Source organism: Enterococcus sp. DIV2467a, from assembly GCF_050532945.1.
GTDB classification, from domain to species: Bacteria; Bacillota; Bacilli; order Lactobacillales; family Enterococcaceae; genus Enterococcus; species Enterococcus faecalis.
In genome coordinates this window covers 1,692,707-1,709,830 of record NZ_CP172896.1, presented here as the reverse complement: position 1 = coordinate 1,709,830, position 17,124 = coordinate 1,692,707, and the positions used below count along the sequence as shown (strand labels likewise).

Below are 17,124 nucleotides of genomic sequence, written 5' to 3'. Positions count from 1 at the left end.
GCGGCTTTTTTTGTTTAATTACAAAAAGAGGTGTATAATAGACGAAGCATTTTGTTAGAAAGGAAGTATCGTATGAACGAACGAATAAAAAATAAATTAGCACTGCTTCCTGATCAACCTGGTTGTTATTTAATGAAAGATAAAAACGGCACGATTATCTATGTTGGGAAAGCCAAAATTTTGAAAAACCGTGTCCGGTCTTATTTTCGTGGTAGCCATGATACTAAGACAGAACGATTAGTCAGTGAAATCGATGATTTTGAATATATTGTGACAGAATCGAATATTGAAGCACTTTTATTAGAAATTAATTTAATCCATAAAAATAATCCCAAATATAACATCATGTTAAAAGACGATAAAACCTATCCTTTTATCAAAATCACAAACGAAAAATATCCTCGTTTAATGATTACTCGAAAGGTTTTAAAAGACAAAGCGTTATATTTTGGCCCATATCCAGATGTAAATGCAGCGAATGAAACAAAGAAACTGTTAGATCGGCTTTTTCCTTTGCGAAAATGTAATCCGTCGCAAAAAACACCTTGTTTGTATTATCATTTAGGACAATGTCTGTGTCCCTATGCTTTTGATGTGGATCCGCAAGTCTACAAAGATATGGTGGAAGAGATTAAAGGGTTTCTCTCTGGTGGACATACAGAAATTCAGGACCGCTTACAAGAAAAAATGGCTTATGCAGCTGCACATATGGAATTTGAAAAAGCTGCAGAATTTCGCGATCAAATTAAAGCGATTGAAACAGTTATGACCCGCCAAAAAATGACGAATGTAGATTTAATTGATCGTGATGTGTTTGGTTATGCTGTTGATAAAGGCTGGATGTGTGTCCAAGTATTCTTTGTCAGACAAGGAAAATTAATCGAACGTGATGTATCGATTTTTCCATTTTATGATGATGCCAGTGAAGCATTTTTAACTTTTATTGGACAATTTTATCAAGAGAATGAGCATTTTGTGCCAAAAGAAGTCTTGATTCCTGATGACATTGATAAAGAAAGCGTTGAAGCTTTATTAGCTACGAAAATCTTGCAGCCGCAACGGGGAGAAAAGAAAAAACTGGTTAAATTAGCCAGTAAAAATGCTGCAGTTGCTTTAAATGAAAAATTCGATTTGATTGTACGGAAACAAGAACGAACAATTGGTGCAGTTGAAAAATTAGGCAATGCGATGAACATACCTGTGCCCATTCGAATTGAAGCATTTGATAATTCAAATATTATGGGAACAAACCCTGTTTCTGCGATGGTTGTGTTTATTGACGGACGGCCAGCTAAAAATGAGTATCGAAAATATAAAATAAAAACTGTCCAAGGTCCTGATGATTACGCTTCTATGAGAGAAGTCATTTATCGCAGATATTCACGAGTTTTAAAAGAAGGCTTGCCTTTTCCTGATTTAATTTTAATCGATGGTGGTAAAGGTCAAGTCGATGTTGTCAAAGATGTGTTAGCCAATCAACTAGGAGTCGATATTCCTGTAGCTGGATTAGCCAAGAACGACAAGCACAAAACGAGTGAACTTTTATTTGGTCCAAACTTAGAAGTTGTACCATTGGAAAGAAACTCACAAGAATTTTTCTTGTTGCAACGAATCCAAGATGAAGTCCATCGTTTCGCCATCACATTCCATCGTCAATTACGTAGTAAAAATAGTTTTGCTTCCAAATTAGATAACATTGAAGGCTTGGGACCGAAACGCAAAAAAAATCTTTTAAAAGAATTTAAATCGCTTAAAAATATTACGGCAGCCAGTGTTGAAGAATTAAGAAAAGCTGGGTTACCTGAAACTGTCGCGAAGAATGTGTATCGTCATTTGCATCAAGAAACAACCTCTGAGATAGAAAAATAAATGAAAATGAACCAGACCAATTAGGTGCTTTTCCTAATTTGTCTGGTTTTTTTATTCAATTTTTTCATGAAAAGTTGAACTCTCAAGAAAATATGATAACGATTTCTTTCGTGATATACTAATACTAACTTAAAAGAGAGGACGTCTGATCATGAAAATACTAACGCCCGTTTATCAAATAAAATTTAAAAAAGTACCAAATCAATTACTGATTGATGAGCGTTTAATAAATGAATTGGGTACGTGGTTGAATCGTACAGGTCGAATTTGGGCCTGCCAATCATCAAAATCGGCAAAGGAATTTAAAAATAAATTTTATGAAAGCACAGGCTTGACCGCAAATGAAGTGCATATTTCTGCCGAGACGGATGGCCTTTTTCGCTTAGCAGAAAATAAAGCGTCTGATTAAAGTGCAGCATCTTTCCATAACAATTGTCATTGACAAGCCAACACAGGAAAGATACGATATGAGTAACTAAACAGCGGTTTAGAAAAAGTGAAGGGGGCGTTTATGTGTTAGAGGTAAAAGAGTTAGTCAAAACCTTTGGGGATTTTAAAGCAGTTGATCATGTATCCTTTACGATACCGGACGGGAAAATTTTAGGATTAATTGGCCAAAATGGTGCCGGGAAAACAACTACGTTTCGCTTGATTTTAAATTTTTTAACACAAGATAGCGGGTCAGTTTTATGGAATGGTCAACCATTAAACGAAAAAGAATACAATATTATTGGTTATTTACCAGAAGAACGGGGTTTATATCCTAAAATTACGATTGAAGACCAACTAATTTATTTCGCTTCATTGCGGGGGAAAACTAAAAAAGAAATTGAACCTAAAATTGACTTTTGGATGGAAAAATTTCAAGTTAAAGGCAAAAAAACGGATAAAGTTAAATCTTTATCAAAAGGAAATCAACAAAAAGTTCAATTGATTGCGACACTTATTCATGAACCGAAGTTAATTATTTTAGACGAACCATTCAGTGGCTTGGATCCAGTTAATGCAGAATTATTAAAAGACGGCATTATTGAATTGAAAAATCAAGGTTCTTGTGTCATTTTTTCCAGTCATAATATGGACAATGTGGAGAAAATCTGTGACCATTTAGTCATGTTAAAAAATGGACGCATGGTTTTAGATGGTCAGGTTCATGAAATTCGACAACAATTTGGTCGAACAAAATTATTTTTAGAATCACCGTTATCTGTTGAGGAAGTTGCTGCTACAGCAGGTGTGAAAGAAGCACACTTGCGACAAGATGGCGTCTTAGAAGCGACATTAGAAAACGCTGAAGTGGGCAAAGTGTTGTTTGATAAAGCGACAGCCAACGGCTACATTCCAATGTTTAATCAACAACCACCAACATTGGAAGAAATTTTCAAAATGAAAGTAGGTGGGCAAGATGAGTAAATTTTGGATTATTGCGACTGATGTCTATAAGAAAAATGTGAAGTCGCTGTCTTTCTTAATCATGATTTTAGCGCCATTTCTTCTTGTAGGAATTGTTTACTTAGCGGGCTCTCTAGCTAGCGGTTTTTCAGGAGATACTACCATTGGTCTGGTTTCGGAAAACCAAGCGCTGGTTAAAGAGTTGACAAAGAATAAAACAGAGGACTTTTCTTTCAAAGCTGTTTCTTCTGAGAAAAAGGCCCAAGAACAATTAAAAGACGAGAAAATTGATGCCTATTTACTTTTGGACACTACAGATAATCAGATTTCTGGTCAGCTTTACTCTGAACGCTCTTTAGGAAATGCAACCGAGATGCTAATTCCTCAAATGTTAAACCAATTACAAACAATGGCGAATGCCAATCGTTTAAACCTAACAGCTGAGCAAGTTGCCATGTTGAATCAACAAGCAACATTTAAAAAAGCCAAAATTAGTTTTGATGAAAATGGTAAAATAAAAACAGGAGAAGATAACACAGGGATTCAAATGGCGTTAGCAATGGGGATAACAATTTTGTTATTTGTCTTCATCAGCAGTTATTCTTCAATTATTGCCCAAGAGATTGCTTCTGAAAAAGGCACTAGAATCATGGAAGTTATTCTCTCTAGTACAAAAGCGCAAACCCATTTTTATGGCAAATTAACTGGGGTTATTCTAGTAGCTTTAACACAAATTTTTATTTACGGAGTGGCGTTTGTTCTCGGCTATTCTCAATTGAAAAATCTTGATTTTATGAAAAGTCTATTAAGTGGTATTTCACCACAAAGTATTTTTTCATCAACCTTTATTTTTACATTAGGCTTTTTCATTATTGGTATTCTCGTTTTTGCTGTTTTGGCAGCACTTTGTGGTTCTCTTGTTTCCAAACCAGAGGATACAGCAAAAGCAGTTCAGCCCATCATGTATATTGGTTTAATCGGTTATATGATTGGCATTACGTTTGGGACGAATGATCCACAAAATATCGTGGTGAAAGTGACTTCCTTTATTCCGCTGATTTCGTCATACATTATGCCAGTACGCTTGGCGACCGAAACGGCATCAACAATGGAAGCAATTGTCTCATTAGTGATTTTGGCAGTTTTTGGAATTATTTTAACAATCTTCTCTGCTCGTTTATACAAATCAAACGTTCTTGTATACAGCGAAGGCGGCATGATTCAATCCTTAAAACAGTCAATTTCTATTTTAAAAAATGAACAAAAGCATAAATAATTTTTGTTTAACTCTAAAAGGACCCGGTAAATCAGTCAAAGTGACTGATCTGCCGGGTCTTTTTTAGGCACCGTTCGTCGTTCAACTAGACGAACGGTTAATTTTTTTTCAGGAATGTTCGTCTGATTTAATTGGTTGTATAGGTAAATAAATGAGTTTTCGGCTTGATACTGAATGGCATAATCAACAGTCGTAATATGCATCAATTCACTGACATAACTATTATCAAAGCCAATGACAGCGACATCGCGAGGAACGGCATAATTTAGATTTTCAAGTTCTGAAATAAACTCAGCTGCTACGTGATCATTATAAAAGGCCAAAGCTTCTGGCTTTTCGGTTAATTGTTGCCAGTAATGGGCAATTTTGCGACCAGAATGGTTAGTATACTGATCATTAATCAGCCACTCAGCTTGCCAAGGTGCCTGAGTGTTTTCATAAAAATCTTTCATTGCACGTTTTCGTGCGTGCGTGTTTAAATTTTCGGGATTACCGAGGACATGACCGATTTTTTGGTACCCTTGTTGTTGCAAATATTCTAAGGAACGATAATAACCAGAGTAATGATCAATGTAGGAAGAGTATATATTAGGTGAATCGATACGATGCCAGGTTGCTAAAGGGCCATACGCGCTGTAAGGCTCAATCACTGACCATTCATTTGTTCGTGTCAATAAAAACAAGCCATCTAATTGTTTGTATTTTAATTGGTTCAAGGCATCAATTTCTTTCTGCTGATCGCCATCTGTAAAAAATAAGGTTACGGAATAATTGTATTTTTTGGCAATTGAAATAAAGCGATTCAAGAAAATACCTAAGGAACCTAAATAGCTAGGGGCTAAAAAGCCAATGGTTTTTGTGGCACCTGCTCGTAAATTCCGCGCCACATAATTCGGGGTATAATTTAATTCTTTCATTGCTTTGAGAATTTTTTCTTGACTATCGGCACTCACATATCCTTTTCCAGAAATTAAGCGAGAAACAGTCGATTTCGAGACACCGGCAACTTTTGCTACATCAATGATAGACGTCATTTTTTACCTCCAAAGTGGAATGTATTCTTATAAGAAGTATAGCATACATTTTTTTGAAAATAGTGCTTGACATGGGAACATTCCCATAATTTATCCTAAAGATGTAAACGATAACAATTTAATCAAGGAGGAAGAAGACGGATGACAAGAGGAGCATTAAAAATTGCAACAATTGGTGGCGGTTCTAGTTATACACCTGAATTAATTGAAGGATACATTAAAAGAAAAGATGAACTGCCAATTAAGGAAATTTGGTTAGTCGATATTGAAGCTGGTAAAGAAAAATTGGAAATCGTTGGGGCAATGGCGAAGCGCATGATTAAAGCTGCTGGTTTAGATTGGGAAGTTCATTTAACATTGGACCGTGAAGCAGCCTTAAAAGGGGCGGATTTTGTTTCAACACAGTTTCGTGTAGGATTATTAGATGCTCGCATTAAAGATGAACGGATTCCTTTGTCCCATGGAGTATTAGGCCAAGAAACAAATGGCGCGGGAGGAATGTTTAAAGCATTTCGAACAATTCCTGTCATTTTAGCTATTATTGACGATATGAAACGCCTTTGCCCAGATGCTTGGTTAGTGAATTTTACCAATCCAGCTGGAATGGTTACGGAAGCTGCAATTAAACATGGCGGTTGGAAAAAAACAGTTGGCTTATGTAATGTGCCGATTGGTCATAGAAAACAAGCGGCCGAAATGCTGGGAATTCCAGAAGAAGACTTATTCTTTAAATTTGCTGGAATTAATCATTTCCATTGGCACCGCGTTTGGGACAAAGAAGGACAAGAGCGAACACAAGAACTCATTGATTTAATTTACGGGCCTAAGCAAGAGCAAGAAAGTCATTTGAAAAATATTTTTGATGCGCCGTTCCATTATGAACAGTTAAAAGATTTAGGAATGTTACCATGTGGTTATCATCGCTATTATTATATTGAAGATGAGATGTTGAAGCATTCCATCGAAGAGTATGAACGGGGCGAAACAAGAGCACAAGTGGTTAAAGAAACGGAAGGTCGTTTGTTTGAATTGTATAAAGATCCCAAACTAGATTACAAACCAAAAGAATTAGAAGAACGGGGCGGCACACACTATAGCGATGCAGCTTGTGAAATGATCGCATCAATCTATAATGATAAACGAACGGATATGGTTGTTTCTACTGAAAATAATGGGACAATTACTGATTTGCCGTATGATTGTGTTGTAGAAGTATCTGGACCTGTGACAGCACATGGCCATGAACCTTACAACTGGGGGGCCTTTCCGCCAGCAGCACGAGGAATTATTCAAAATATGAAAGCTATGGAAGAAACGGTTATTCGAGCAGCCATCAATGGTGATTACGGCGCAGCATTGCATGCTTTCACTATTAATCCATTAGTTCCTGGCGGCGTCATGGCGAAGACCTTGTTGGACGAATTATTAATTGCCCACAAAGCGCATTTACCGAATTTTGCAGATGCGATTAATAAAATTGAAGAAACACAACCAGAAACAGTCACATATGTGGCCGAATTAATGAAAAGTAATTAAAAAATATCGCACGCTAAAGATTCGTTTAGTGTGCGATACTTTTTTTAGAATAGGAAGCAAAGGATTCCGTTTTTTTCTTGACAGTAAAATGATAGGTTTGTTGCCGGAACAGCCACTGAATACCAGAGTAAATTAAAATTTCAGCAATAATAAACGTCGAAAGTTTCTGTGCGGAAAGGAATAATAGCGTTAAAATTAAAAATAAGACGACACAGGTATAAAAAACGTGTTGCAATTTTTTAGAATTGATAATCGTGATTTCTTTGGTATCTTCAGTAACTTCAATGCGCCGATAAAACTGGAACCAGCCTTCATAGAACGTTAAAACATCCCCAGGATCAGCCTCAATTTCAATAGGTACATTAGTAAAAAGTTTCCCTTGATGCACACCATTTTTATAAAATGTAAAATAGCGTAACGCGCCCCAAGCTGATGTTTTTCGTGTCAATGTAATCTTCATGGTTTTCACCTCCGTCTTTATTTTGCCATAGTTTCGGTAAAATTGTATCCTACTAAAGTCCGATTCTCTCATTTTAGGGGCAGAATTGACAAAAGAAAGCAGAGGTGTTAGTGTGGGAGTAATTAAACGAGGAGGTATAATTGTATGTTGGCATCTATCAGAATTTGGATTGACTTTTTGACAAAATAAATTGAATAAATTTTATCAAAAAGTCTGAAATTAAAATTCATGGGTGGCGTGTGTACTTTTATACGAAACTACAAGGATAGCGATTAGGCTGTCCTTTTTTGCGTACCCAAGATTCTTTCGTTTCAGAAATGAAAGAAGAAGGCAAAATGAAAAAATTAAGTATTCATCTGAAAGACGTAAGTATTCACTTTTCGGGAAAACCAATTCTAGAAATTGATGAATTATTTGTATATGAAAATGAAAAAATTGGGATTATTGGTAAAAACGGCGCAGGAAAATCAACACTGCTCAATTTAATTATGGGTAAGATTCAATCAGACAAAGGAAAAGTTCAAAGATTGAACGACTTTCATTACTTGGCACAAGTAGCTGAAGAAATAACGAATGAATCAGAGAAAACTGACAAAAACTGTTTGCTAAATCAGAAAAATCAAAAACTAAGTGGTGGCGAAAAAGTCCAAAAACGCTTAGCAACATTATTTTCAGAGTATCCAACCGGGGTTATTTTAGATGAACCAACCACACATTTAGATAAAGAACATCGTCAGTTGTTAGTGGCAGATTTAACGTATTATTATGGGACCGTTTTGTTTGTTAGTCATGATCGCTTTTTCTTGAATCAATTAGCAGAGAAAATTTGGGAAGTTTCGGATGGACATGTCAAAGAATATTTAGGGAACTACGATGCGTATTGTCGTCAAAAAGAATTGGAACAGCAAACACAATATAATGTCTATCATCAATATCAAAAGGAAAAGAAAAAATTACAGGAATCTTACACAAAGAAACAAGCACAAGCGCAAAAATCTAGTCATGTTTCAAAAAAACAAAAACAAAAGCAAATTAAACCTAGTCGTTTAGCTGGTTCTAAACAAAAAGATACCGTACAAAAAGCACTCCAAAAACAAGCGAAAGCGATTAATGCCAGAATTGACAGATTACCCGATGTTGCGCAAGCAAAACAAGAGCGAAAAATTATTTTTCCTACTAATAATCAGTTCTCTTTATACAATCCATATCCAATTAGAATTGAAAATTTAACTTTCGCTTATGAGAATCGAACAATTCTTAACCAAGTGAACGTTCAAATTCCTTTAAACGAAAAAATAGCACTTTGTGGAAAAAATGGTGCTGGGAAGAGTACCTTCCTTCAACAAATTGAAGCTCGTCACCCGGCCATTTACTTTTCTCCCAAAGTCCGGTTAGGAACGTATCATCAATTAGATTATCGATTAAAAAATGATGAACCACTGTTGACTTATTTATTGAAGCGGACAAATTATTCTGAAAAGATTGTGCGTTCACTTTTATATCGGCTAGGTTTTCAACAAGAAAATTTACAGACAAAGATATCTTCTCTAAGTGGTGGCGAAGCCATAAAAATTACTTTGGCGCAATTATTTATAGAACCAAATAATATCATCTTATTGGATGAACCCACCAATTTTCTTGATTTAGACACAATCCAAGCACTTGAAGAATTTATAAGTGCCTATCAAGGAACAGTAATTTTCACCTCACATGATGAAACGTTTGTGGAAAAAGTAGCCACCCGCACTATTTATTTAGAAAACGGGAAAATTATTGATAAATAAAAAAAGTAAACAAAAAGTCGCTATTTTAGCGACTTTTTGTTTAGACTTCTTCAATTGGTAAATAGGTGTATTCTGCAATTTCTGCGGCATGGGAGCCAGCAACATGTCCAGTGACAAATGCAGCTGTAACATTGTAGCCTCCAGTATAGCCATTAATATCTAAAAGTTCACCAGCAAAAAATAAACCATTGACTAATTTGCTCTCCATTGTTTTAGGGGTCACTTCTTTGAGGGAAATCCCACCGCCTGTGACAAAAGATTTTTCCAAAGGCAATGTTTTCGTAACAGTGAACTGAAAGTCTTTCAGTAGTTCCACAAAGGAAAGACGTTGCTTTTCTGTTAGTTGTTTGGCAGGCACTTCTTCAATTGCTAGTTTCTCTAGATAAAAAGTAAGCAGCCGTTCTGGTATTAAAGAATGAAAGGCATTTTTTGCCACTTTATTTGGCTGTTCCTCAATCATGTAATCAACATTTTTCAGCACTTCTTCAAAAGATTTTGTCGGAAACACATCCAAGGCTACCGTGACAGGTTGATTACCGTTGCGAGTTAATTCTTGGTTAATAAAACTAGAACAGCGGAGCGCGGCAGGTCCTGAAATGCCAAAATGTGTAAACAGCATATCCATTTGATGATTAACTAAAGGTTTTACTTTTTGGTTCAAAACAGTTAAATTAACATCTTGTAAAGAGAGACCTTGCAACGTTTTATCAAGGATAAAAGGTTCTTCAGAAATAACAGGCGATTCGGTAGGGTAGAGCGGGCTGATGGTATGCCCCATTTTTTTGGCTAGTTTATAGCCATCACCAGTTGCTCCTGTGGAAGGATAAGTGCGGCCGCCAGTTGTTAATACAACACACGGTGCATAAATTTTTTCCAGTTCGGTTTCAACGCCAATTATTTGATCGTCTTTTCGTAGTAATTTTGTGACCTGTGTTTTTGTAAAAACAGTGACTCCTAATTCGTTAATGCGGTTAAATAGCGCATCAACAATTGACTTCGATTTATCTGTAACAGGGAACATGCGTCCGTGATCTTCTTCTTTTAAGTGAATACCATTGGATTCAAAAAAGTTCATGATATCATAGTTATCAAATTGTGAAAATGCGCTGTATAAAAATTTTCCATTCCCAGGAATAAATGAAATGATTTCTTCTGCGGGCCGATTATTAGTTACATTACAGCGGCCGCCACCAGTCATTAATAATTTTTTCCCAACACGGCGATTTTTTTCAATCAATAATACTTGAGCGCCAGCTTCTGCGGCCGCAATCGTGGCCATCATACCACTCGTCCCAGCACCGACAATAATTACATCAAATTTCTTCATAGTTCTCCTCCAATTCAATAGGTAGTGTACCATAATTACGGGATTTTTTCTGGATTTAAGGAAAAAATAAACGTTTGACTATGGTAATTTTTGAATTTTCAGTTAAAATAAACCTATAACAATGAGAGGATGATTAAATGGACGCAAAACAATATGTTAAAAATATTCAAGAAAAGATTCACCAATTAGACCAAGGTCAAACAGAATATTTACAAGCAGTCGATGAGTTTTTACCAACCGTAGAAGGTTTTTTAGAAAAAAATCCTCAATACATTGAAGCAAATGTTTTAGGTGTCTTGATTGAACCTGAACGTATTTTTCAATTTCGTGTGCCGTGGCAAGATGACCAGGGCAACTGGCATGTGAACAGAGGCTATCGTGTCCAATATAATTCAGCTATTGGACCATACAAAGGTGGTTTGCGGTTTCATCCAAGTGTGAATTTAAGTGTGATGAAGTTTTTGGCCTTTGAACAAATTTTTAAAAATAGTTTAACTGGTTTGCCAATCGGTGGCGGCAAAGGCGGTAGTGATTTTGATCCAAAAGGTAAGTCAGATGCTGAAGTGATGCGCTTTTGTCAAAGTTTCATGACCGAACTTCAAAAACATATTGGTCCAAGTACAGATGTTCCAGCAGGCGATATTGGCGTAGGCGCTCGTGAAATTGGTTATTTGTTTGGCATGTATAAACGCTTGCGCAACTATGATGCAGGAGTGTTGACTGGCAAACCTTTAGGATACTGGGGAAGCCAAGCAAGAACAGAAGCGACGGGTTATGGAACGGTTTATTTTGTTAAACATTTATTAGCAGATAAAAACGATACGTTTGAAGGCAAAAAAGTCGCTGTTTCTGGTAGCGGGAATGTCGCAATTTATGCCATGGAAAAAGCAACTGAGCTAGGCGCCACAGTAATCACATGTTCCGATTCGTCTGGTTTTGTTTATGATCCAGAAGGAATTGATGTGGCGTTAGTAAAAGAACTAAAAGAAAAAAATCGTGAACGCATTTCAAAATATGTTGAAACACGTAAAGGCGCAACTTATTATGATAAAGAATCTGTTTGGGATTTCGAAACAGCGTATGACATTGCGTTACCATGTGCAACACAAAATGAAATCAACGAAAAGCAAGCTGCTATTTTAGTGAAAAACGGAGTGAAAGTCGTGGCAGAAGGCGCAAATATGCCTTGTACACTAGAAGCAGTCGCCGTTTTTGCTAAATCAGCTGTAATTTATTGTCCAGGTAAAGCCGCTAATGCAGGTGGTGTTGCGGTTTCTGCATTAGAGATGAGCCAAAATGCTGAACGTTTAGCTTGGTCCTTTGAAAAAGTTGACGGTATGCTAGATCAAATTATGCAAAACATTTATGAGACTTGTCGTGATACAGCTAACGAATATCAGGCACGAGATAACTTTGTTTTAGGTGCGAATATTGCTGGCTTCGAAAAAGTAGCGGCAGCGATGCTAAGTCAAGGACTCGTTTAATAACAAAAAATGCTAGGATTTCCTAGCATTTTTTATTGGTTTGTTTGATTAAGAGAATAAATATCTCTAATTAAATAGTTAAAATTAAACAATTGGTCTATCCAAAAGAATTTGCTTGAAAAAATGTCTAAAAACACGTAAAGTATACATGTAGTAAGTTTACTTTCGAGGAGGAAAAGGAATGTCACACATTCAATTAGATTATTCCAAATTAGCACCATTTGTTGCTGACCATGAATTGGAATACATGCAAACACAAGTCACTGCAGTGGACAAAGCATTACGTGAAGGTACAGGAGCTGGTAATGATTTTACTGGCTGGATTGATTTACCAGAAAACTATGACAAAGAAGAATTCGCGCGCATTAAAAAAGCAGCAGCAAAAATTCAATCTGACTCTGAGGTATTAGTAGTCATTGGTATCGGTGGTTCATATTTAGGTGCCCGTGCAGCAATTGAATTTTTGACACATTCATTTAATAATCTATTATCAAAAGAAGAACGGAAAGCGCCACAAATCTTCTTTGCTGGAAATAGCATCAGCTCAACTTATTTAGCTGATTTAATCAATGTGATTGGTGATCGTGATTTTTCTGTCAACGTTATTTCAAAATCTGGAACTACGACAGAACCAGCGATTGCTTTCCGCGTCTTTAAAGAGTTATTAATTAATAAATATGGCAAAGAAGAAGCCAATAAACGTATTTATGCGACAACTGACCGTGCTAAAGGAGCAGTAAAAGTTGAAGCTGATGCGGAAGGTTGGGAAACATTTGTGATTCCTGATGATGTGGGCGGCCGTTTCACTGTTTTAACGCCAGTAGGTCTTTTACCAATCGCTGTTAGCGGTGCGGATATTGATCGTTTAATGGAAGGTGCAAATGATGCACGTAAAGAATACGGCGCAACGAGCGACTTAAAAGAAAACCAAGCCTATCAATATGCTGCGTTACGTAACATTTTATATCGTAAAGGTAAAACAACTGAAATGTTAATTAACTATGAGCCTGGTATGCACTATTTCTCTGAATGGTGGAAACAATTATATGGTGAATCAGAAGGAAAAGATGGCAAAGGTATTTTCCCAGCAGCCGCAGACTTTTCAACTGACTTACATTCTATGGGTCAATATGTTCAAGAAGGTATGCGTAACTTATTTGAAACAGTGGTTAAAATTGAAAATCCACGCCATAGCATTTCAATTCCTGAACAAAATGAAGATCTAGATGGCCTAGGCTATTTACAAGGAAAAGAAATTGACTTCGTCAATACAAAAGCGTTCGAAGGTACGTTGCTTGCTCACACAGATGGTGGTGTGCCAAACATGATCGTTAAAGTACCAACAATGGATGCTTATTCATTAGGTTATGTTATGTACTTCTTCGAAATTGCGGTAGGTATCTCAGGTTACTTAAATGGGGTTAATCCATTTGACCAACCAGGTGTTGAAGCTTACAAACGCAACATGTTCGCTTTATTAGGTAAACCAGGTTTTGAAGAATTAGCAAAAGATTTAAATGCACGTCTATAATTTGTAAATAACAGAAGAAAAGAGCCAGAAACACTTACGTTTCTGGCTCTTTTCTTCTGTTTAAATTATTTTTCCAATGGTTCGTTCCATTTTTTAGGACTCCAAATGGTTCCTTCCAATGCAACTTGAAGACTTTCATTATCATCTTCTAATTGTTCAATATATTTGATGGTTTCCTCGATAATAAAAGAATTGGGTTCTTCACTGATTGACTGAAGTTGTTCTGCTAACCATGTATTTCTCATTTTTCTTCACCTCAAAATGTAGTCTATCATAGGTGAGCTTTTTAGTAATGAAACTTGCTTATTGGTTTTCTTTTAAAATAGCATAAATTCGTTCAATATCCGCTTGGGTACCTCTTAATTCATAGTCAGCTAAGAAGGGGAAGTTAAATTGTTCCGCATACTGTTTAGCTGTCAGGCAGTATTGGTGGTTAAAGTTTTTATTGCCGCTGCCCACCACGCCAGAGCAATAACGATAATTATTTTCAAAAGCAAGATATTCTCGCATGACTTCTGTTAAAATTTCGGTATTGCCATTGTTGATGCCATCGCCACCATCTAAATAGGTAGGCACAAAGGTAAAAAATGGTTCTGTTTCTACTTCTAACGGAGAATTTTCCGAAATTTCTTTGAAAGTAATCGTAGGATTTTTTTCGTTTTGCTGATGTTGCTCTTCAGCATAAGTTGTTAAACGTTGAACAAATGAGCGTGTATTACCAGAGATTGAAATATATCGTATATTCATCAGAGATCCCTCCAAATAAATTTAATTGTTTACGTAAGTATAGCACATCTATGTGAAAAAAATTCAAGATCAATAATTATAAAGCGAAAAAAATAATGCCTTTTTATTACCTATTATAAAAGTGAAAATTTGTTATTTTAATTCATTTGGGTAAGTATTGAATTTTGCGAAAAACTTTGCTAAGATGGTAGAGTATTGAATAAAGAATGGTTGGGCGAAAGCTTCAAGGATTCAGTTCTTCAAGGGGTGAGAAGAACAATTTTTGAGTTTGCGCCTTTTTGCATACCTAAAACAAAAGGGCTGAGCGTATCTCTATTTCGCTAGTCCTTTTTCTTATATGCTAAAGGTGTAAAAACTAAGGAGGTGGAGACAATGGTACAAGAAGTACTAGAGCAAATCAAGGCAGCGGAAGATGCGGTGGAAGAGCATCGGCAACAAGCTAAGATGAATTGTCGTTTATATGAAGAACAGAAGCAAGAACGTTTAGCTGAACTACGTCAAGAGAGTGAAGAAGCTGTTGAAAAAGTGCTGACGGATTCACTAGCAACGCAAGAAAAGATGTTACAACTTGAAAAAGAACAACTTTTAGATGAAACAAAGCGCACTGAACAAGCGCTTCACGAACGTTACGAAACGAACAAAGAACAAGTCATTGATTCAATTATTGAGAGGGTGAAAGACGTTTATGGCAGTTAGTAAAATGGAAAAAATGACAATAATTGCCGCTGCCGAAAAAGAAGCAGCAATTCTACAAGCCATTCAAGGCTTGCAAATTGTCGAAGTAAAACGGATTTTTCATTCGCCTGAGGAAGAACAAGCCTTAAAGAGTCAATATTCTTTTTTACAAGCAGAACAGTCAACTGAACAGCTACGTAAATATGAAACGATGCTACAACAATTGCAAGAGCTTCTTTTATTTTTGACACGCTCTTCAGGAAAAGGGTTAAAGATAAAAAGAAAAGTCTATACCTTAGAAGAGTTGGAACAAACCTTTGATGAAGAAACATTACAAAGCTATTTGACGGAATTAAAGAATATTCAAGAATCTTTGAAACAAATTCAAACGGATCGTCAAGGATTAGAAGCTGAAGAAGAATTATTAGGCCGCTGGCAATATCTGGATATTTTACCGCACAAACAGCAGTTAAAAAGTAGTTATGTCGTTCATGGTTCGATAAATCTAGCCAATAAAGCCAGTTTCTTGAGCGCTTTGTCTCAATGGCCAACGGTTTATTTTGAAGAAATTTATCAAAGTATGCATCATAGTTACTTTACACTCGTTTACCTGAAGGAACATCAGCAGAGTGTAACCGAGTTATTAAACCAATATAGCTTTGAACCACTCCAATACCGTTATGATGTTCCGCCTAAAGAGGCATATCAACAAGTCAAAGAACGATATGAAATTTTACAAAAAGAAGAAAAAGCCTTAAAGCAACAACTGGCTTCTTATCATGATTTCTATGAAACGTTTTGCTTGGCTGAAGAAGTCTTATTGGCGGTTATCCAAAGAGAACAAGCACGTCAACATTTGTTAAATGCTTCATCATTTTTCATCTTGCAAACGTGGATTCCAGTCGAAGAAAAAGCCGATATTTTGACAGCGATTGAAGAAAAAGTTCCTAAGGACGAAATAGCTCTTACTTTTGAAAATCCTACGAAGGCGGAAATTGAGACGGATATACCAGTTAAACTAGCGAATAATAAATTGGTGCAGCCGTTTGAAATGTTAACAGAGATGTATAGCTTACCAAAATATGAAGAAGTTGATCCGACACCTGCGATGATGCCGTTTTATCTAGTCTTTTTTGGCATGATGGTAGCGGATATTGGCTATGGCTTACTGATGCTACTCTTGTCTATTATTGCTCTGAAAGCATTTGTTTTACCGAGAGGCATGAAACGTTTTGCCGACTTTTTCTTGATTTTATCATTTCCAACAATTATTTGGGGTTTCATTTACGGTTCGTTTTTCGGTGCAGCATTACCGCCAACAATATTTGGAATCAAATCACCATTTCCGATTTTATCAACGACCGAAGATGTAAATACGATTCTTATTTTATCGGTTATTTTTGGGTTTATCCAATTGGTTGTCGGTTTAATGATTAATGGGATTCAGTTATCAAAACAAAAGCGCTATTTAGATAGTATTAACGAAAGTTACGCTTGGTTAGGGATTTTGTTTGGTTTAGCATTGTTAGTCGTTGGTAAATTAGTGGTTAAAAATGAAGGCTTATTTACAGCAGGTGCGATTTTAGCTAGTCTTTCTGCCATTGCAATTATTGTGATTCCAATGATTCAATCGAAGGCCAAATTAAAAGGCTTAGCCAAAGGACTGTATGGACTATACGGCGTGACAGGTTATGTCGGTGATTTAGTTAGCTATACACGTTTGATGGCGTTAGGAATTGCTGGGGGAAGTATTGCTTCAGCGTTTAATATGCTCGTTGAGTTCATGCCGCCAGTTGCCCGTTTTAGCGTGGGGATCTTGCTGTTAATTGTTTTACATGCGTTAAACATATTCTTATCGTTATTAGGTGCTTATGTTCATGGCGCACGTTTGCAATATGTTGAGTTCTTTGGAAAATTTTACACAGGCGGTGGCCGGGCGTTTAATCCGCTAAAAACAAAAGAAAAGTATGTCAATGTTGAGAAAAAATAGAAAATTATTTATTGGAGGA

Annotated in this window: 15 protein-coding genes and 1 other annotated feature; of the genes, 10 read left to right on the top strand and 5 right to left on the bottom strand. The window is 36.4% G+C overall.

What is annotated here, in order from left to right; all coding sequences use genetic code 11:
- The first annotated feature begins 72 nt into the window (after positions 1 to 72).
- The 4 genes from uvrC to IGL80_RS08010 all read left to right on the top strand — a co-directional run bounded on the left by uvrC (position 73) and on the right by IGL80_RS08010 (position 4,537).
- Entirely contained in the window at positions 73 to 1,869 is a 1,797-nt protein-coding gene (uvrC, locus tag IGL80_RS08025) for an excinuclease ABC subunit UvrC (protein WP_002360407.1), read from the top strand.
- Positions 1,870 to 2,020: 151 nt separating this feature from the next.
- Positions 2,021 to 2,278, top strand: a complete 258-nt coding sequence (locus IGL80_RS08020; RefSeq protein WP_002360406.1) for a DUF3884 family protein — start codon at positions 2,021 to 2,023, stop codon at positions 2,276 to 2,278.
- A 104-nt stretch (positions 2,279 to 2,382) separates the two neighbouring features.
- Positions 2,383 to 3,282: an ABC transporter ATP-binding protein gene (locus tag IGL80_RS08015; protein ID WP_002357699.1), complete on the top strand. Its 900-nt coding sequence runs from the start codon at positions 2,383 to 2,385 to the stop codon at positions 3,280 to 3,282.
- Complete coding sequence (locus IGL80_RS08010) at positions 3,275 to 4,537, top strand: ABC transporter permease (RefSeq protein ID WP_002357698.1); 1,263 nt, start codon at positions 3,275 to 3,277, stop codon at positions 4,535 to 4,537. Before IGL80_RS08015 ends, IGL80_RS08010 begins: the two co-directional genes overlap by 8 nt.
- 35 nt (positions 4,538 to 4,572) lie before the next feature.
- On the opposite strand, the gene IGL80_RS08005 is transcribed toward IGL80_RS08010, so the two are convergent.
- Positions 4,573 to 5,571, bottom strand: a complete 999-nt coding sequence (locus IGL80_RS08005; protein WP_002360405.1) for a LacI family DNA-binding transcriptional regulator — start codon at positions 5,569 to 5,571, stop codon at positions 4,573 to 4,575.
- Between the two features lie 141 nt (positions 5,572 to 5,712).
- On the opposite strand from IGL80_RS08005, the gene IGL80_RS08000 reads away from it, so the two are divergent.
- Entirely contained in the window at positions 5,713 to 7,107 is a 1,395-nt protein-coding gene (locus IGL80_RS08000; protein WP_002357694.1) for a 6-phospho-beta-glucosidase, read from the top strand.
- 25 nt (positions 7,108 to 7,132) lie between these two features.
- Here IGL80_RS08000 and IGL80_RS07995 read toward each other — a convergent pair whose 3' ends face one another.
- On the bottom strand, positions 7,133 to 7,639 hold the full coding sequence (locus IGL80_RS07995; RefSeq protein WP_002357693.1) for a hypothetical protein: 507 nt from the start codon (positions 7,637 to 7,639) through the stop codon (positions 7,133 to 7,135).
- A 245-nt stretch (positions 7,640 to 7,884) separates the two neighbouring features.
- Here IGL80_RS07995 and abc-f point away from each other — a divergent pair, with 245 nt between their 5' ends.
- Entirely contained in the window at positions 7,885 to 9,351 is a 1,467-nt protein-coding gene (gene abc-f / locus IGL80_RS07990; RefSeq protein ID WP_002360404.1) for a ribosomal protection-like ABC-F family protein, read from the top strand.
- Between the two features lie 40 nt (positions 9,352 to 9,391).
- On the opposite strand, the gene IGL80_RS07985 is transcribed toward abc-f, so the two are convergent.
- The gene (locus IGL80_RS07985) at positions 9,392 to 10,678 is read right to left on the bottom strand and encodes an NAD(P)/FAD-dependent oxidoreductase (protein WP_002360403.1); all 1,287 of its coding nucleotides are present in this window, start codon (positions 10,676 to 10,678) and stop codon (positions 9,392 to 9,394) included.
- Positions 10,679 to 10,815: 137 nt separating this feature from the next.
- Here IGL80_RS07985 and gdhA point away from each other — a divergent pair, with 137 nt between their 5' ends.
- Positions 10,816 to 12,162 carry an NADP-specific glutamate dehydrogenase gene (gdhA, locus tag IGL80_RS07980; protein WP_002360402.1) on the top strand — a complete coding sequence of 449 codons (1,347 nt, stop codon included), beginning with the start codon at positions 10,816 to 10,818 and terminating at the stop codon, positions 12,160 to 12,162.
- A gap of 181 nt (positions 12,163 to 12,343) precedes the next feature.
- A complete protein-coding gene (locus IGL80_RS07975; protein WP_002357685.1) occupies positions 12,344 to 13,693 on the top strand; it encodes a glucose-6-phosphate isomerase in 1,350 nt (449 codons plus the stop codon).
- A gap of 65 nt (positions 13,694 to 13,758) precedes the next feature.
- On the opposite strand, the gene IGL80_RS07970 is transcribed toward IGL80_RS07975, so the two are convergent.
- Positions 13,759 to 13,938: a hypothetical protein gene (locus tag IGL80_RS07970; RefSeq protein WP_002357684.1), complete on the bottom strand. Its 180-nt coding sequence runs from the start codon at positions 13,936 to 13,938 to the stop codon at positions 13,759 to 13,761.
- A 58-nt stretch (positions 13,939 to 13,996) separates the two neighbouring features.
- A complete protein-coding gene (nrdI, locus tag IGL80_RS07965) occupies positions 13,997 to 14,440 on the bottom strand; it encodes a class Ib ribonucleoside-diphosphate reductase assembly flavoprotein NrdI (protein WP_002389303.1) in 444 nt (147 codons plus the stop codon).
- Positions 14,441 to 14,648: 208 nt separating this feature from the next.
- Positions 14,649 to 14,696 (top strand) — a sequence feature (sodium ion sensor (DUF1646 type); this cis-regulatory element may regulate processes involved in with the transportation of sodium ions).
- Between the two features lie 116 nt (positions 14,697 to 14,812).
- Between nrdI and IGL80_RS07960 the strand changes: the two genes are divergently transcribed.
- A complete protein-coding gene (locus IGL80_RS07960) occupies positions 14,813 to 15,136 on the top strand; it encodes a V-type ATPase subunit F (protein WP_002404376.1) in 324 nt (107 codons plus the stop codon).
- Positions 15,126 to 17,105, top strand: coding sequence for a V-type ATP synthase subunit I (locus IGL80_RS07955; RefSeq protein WP_002360399.1), 1,980 nt, complete (start codon positions 15,126 to 15,128; stop codon positions 17,103 to 17,105). The genes IGL80_RS07960 and IGL80_RS07955 overlap by 11 nt, the downstream gene beginning before the upstream one ends.
- Positions 17,106 to 17,124 lie beyond the last annotated feature (19 nt).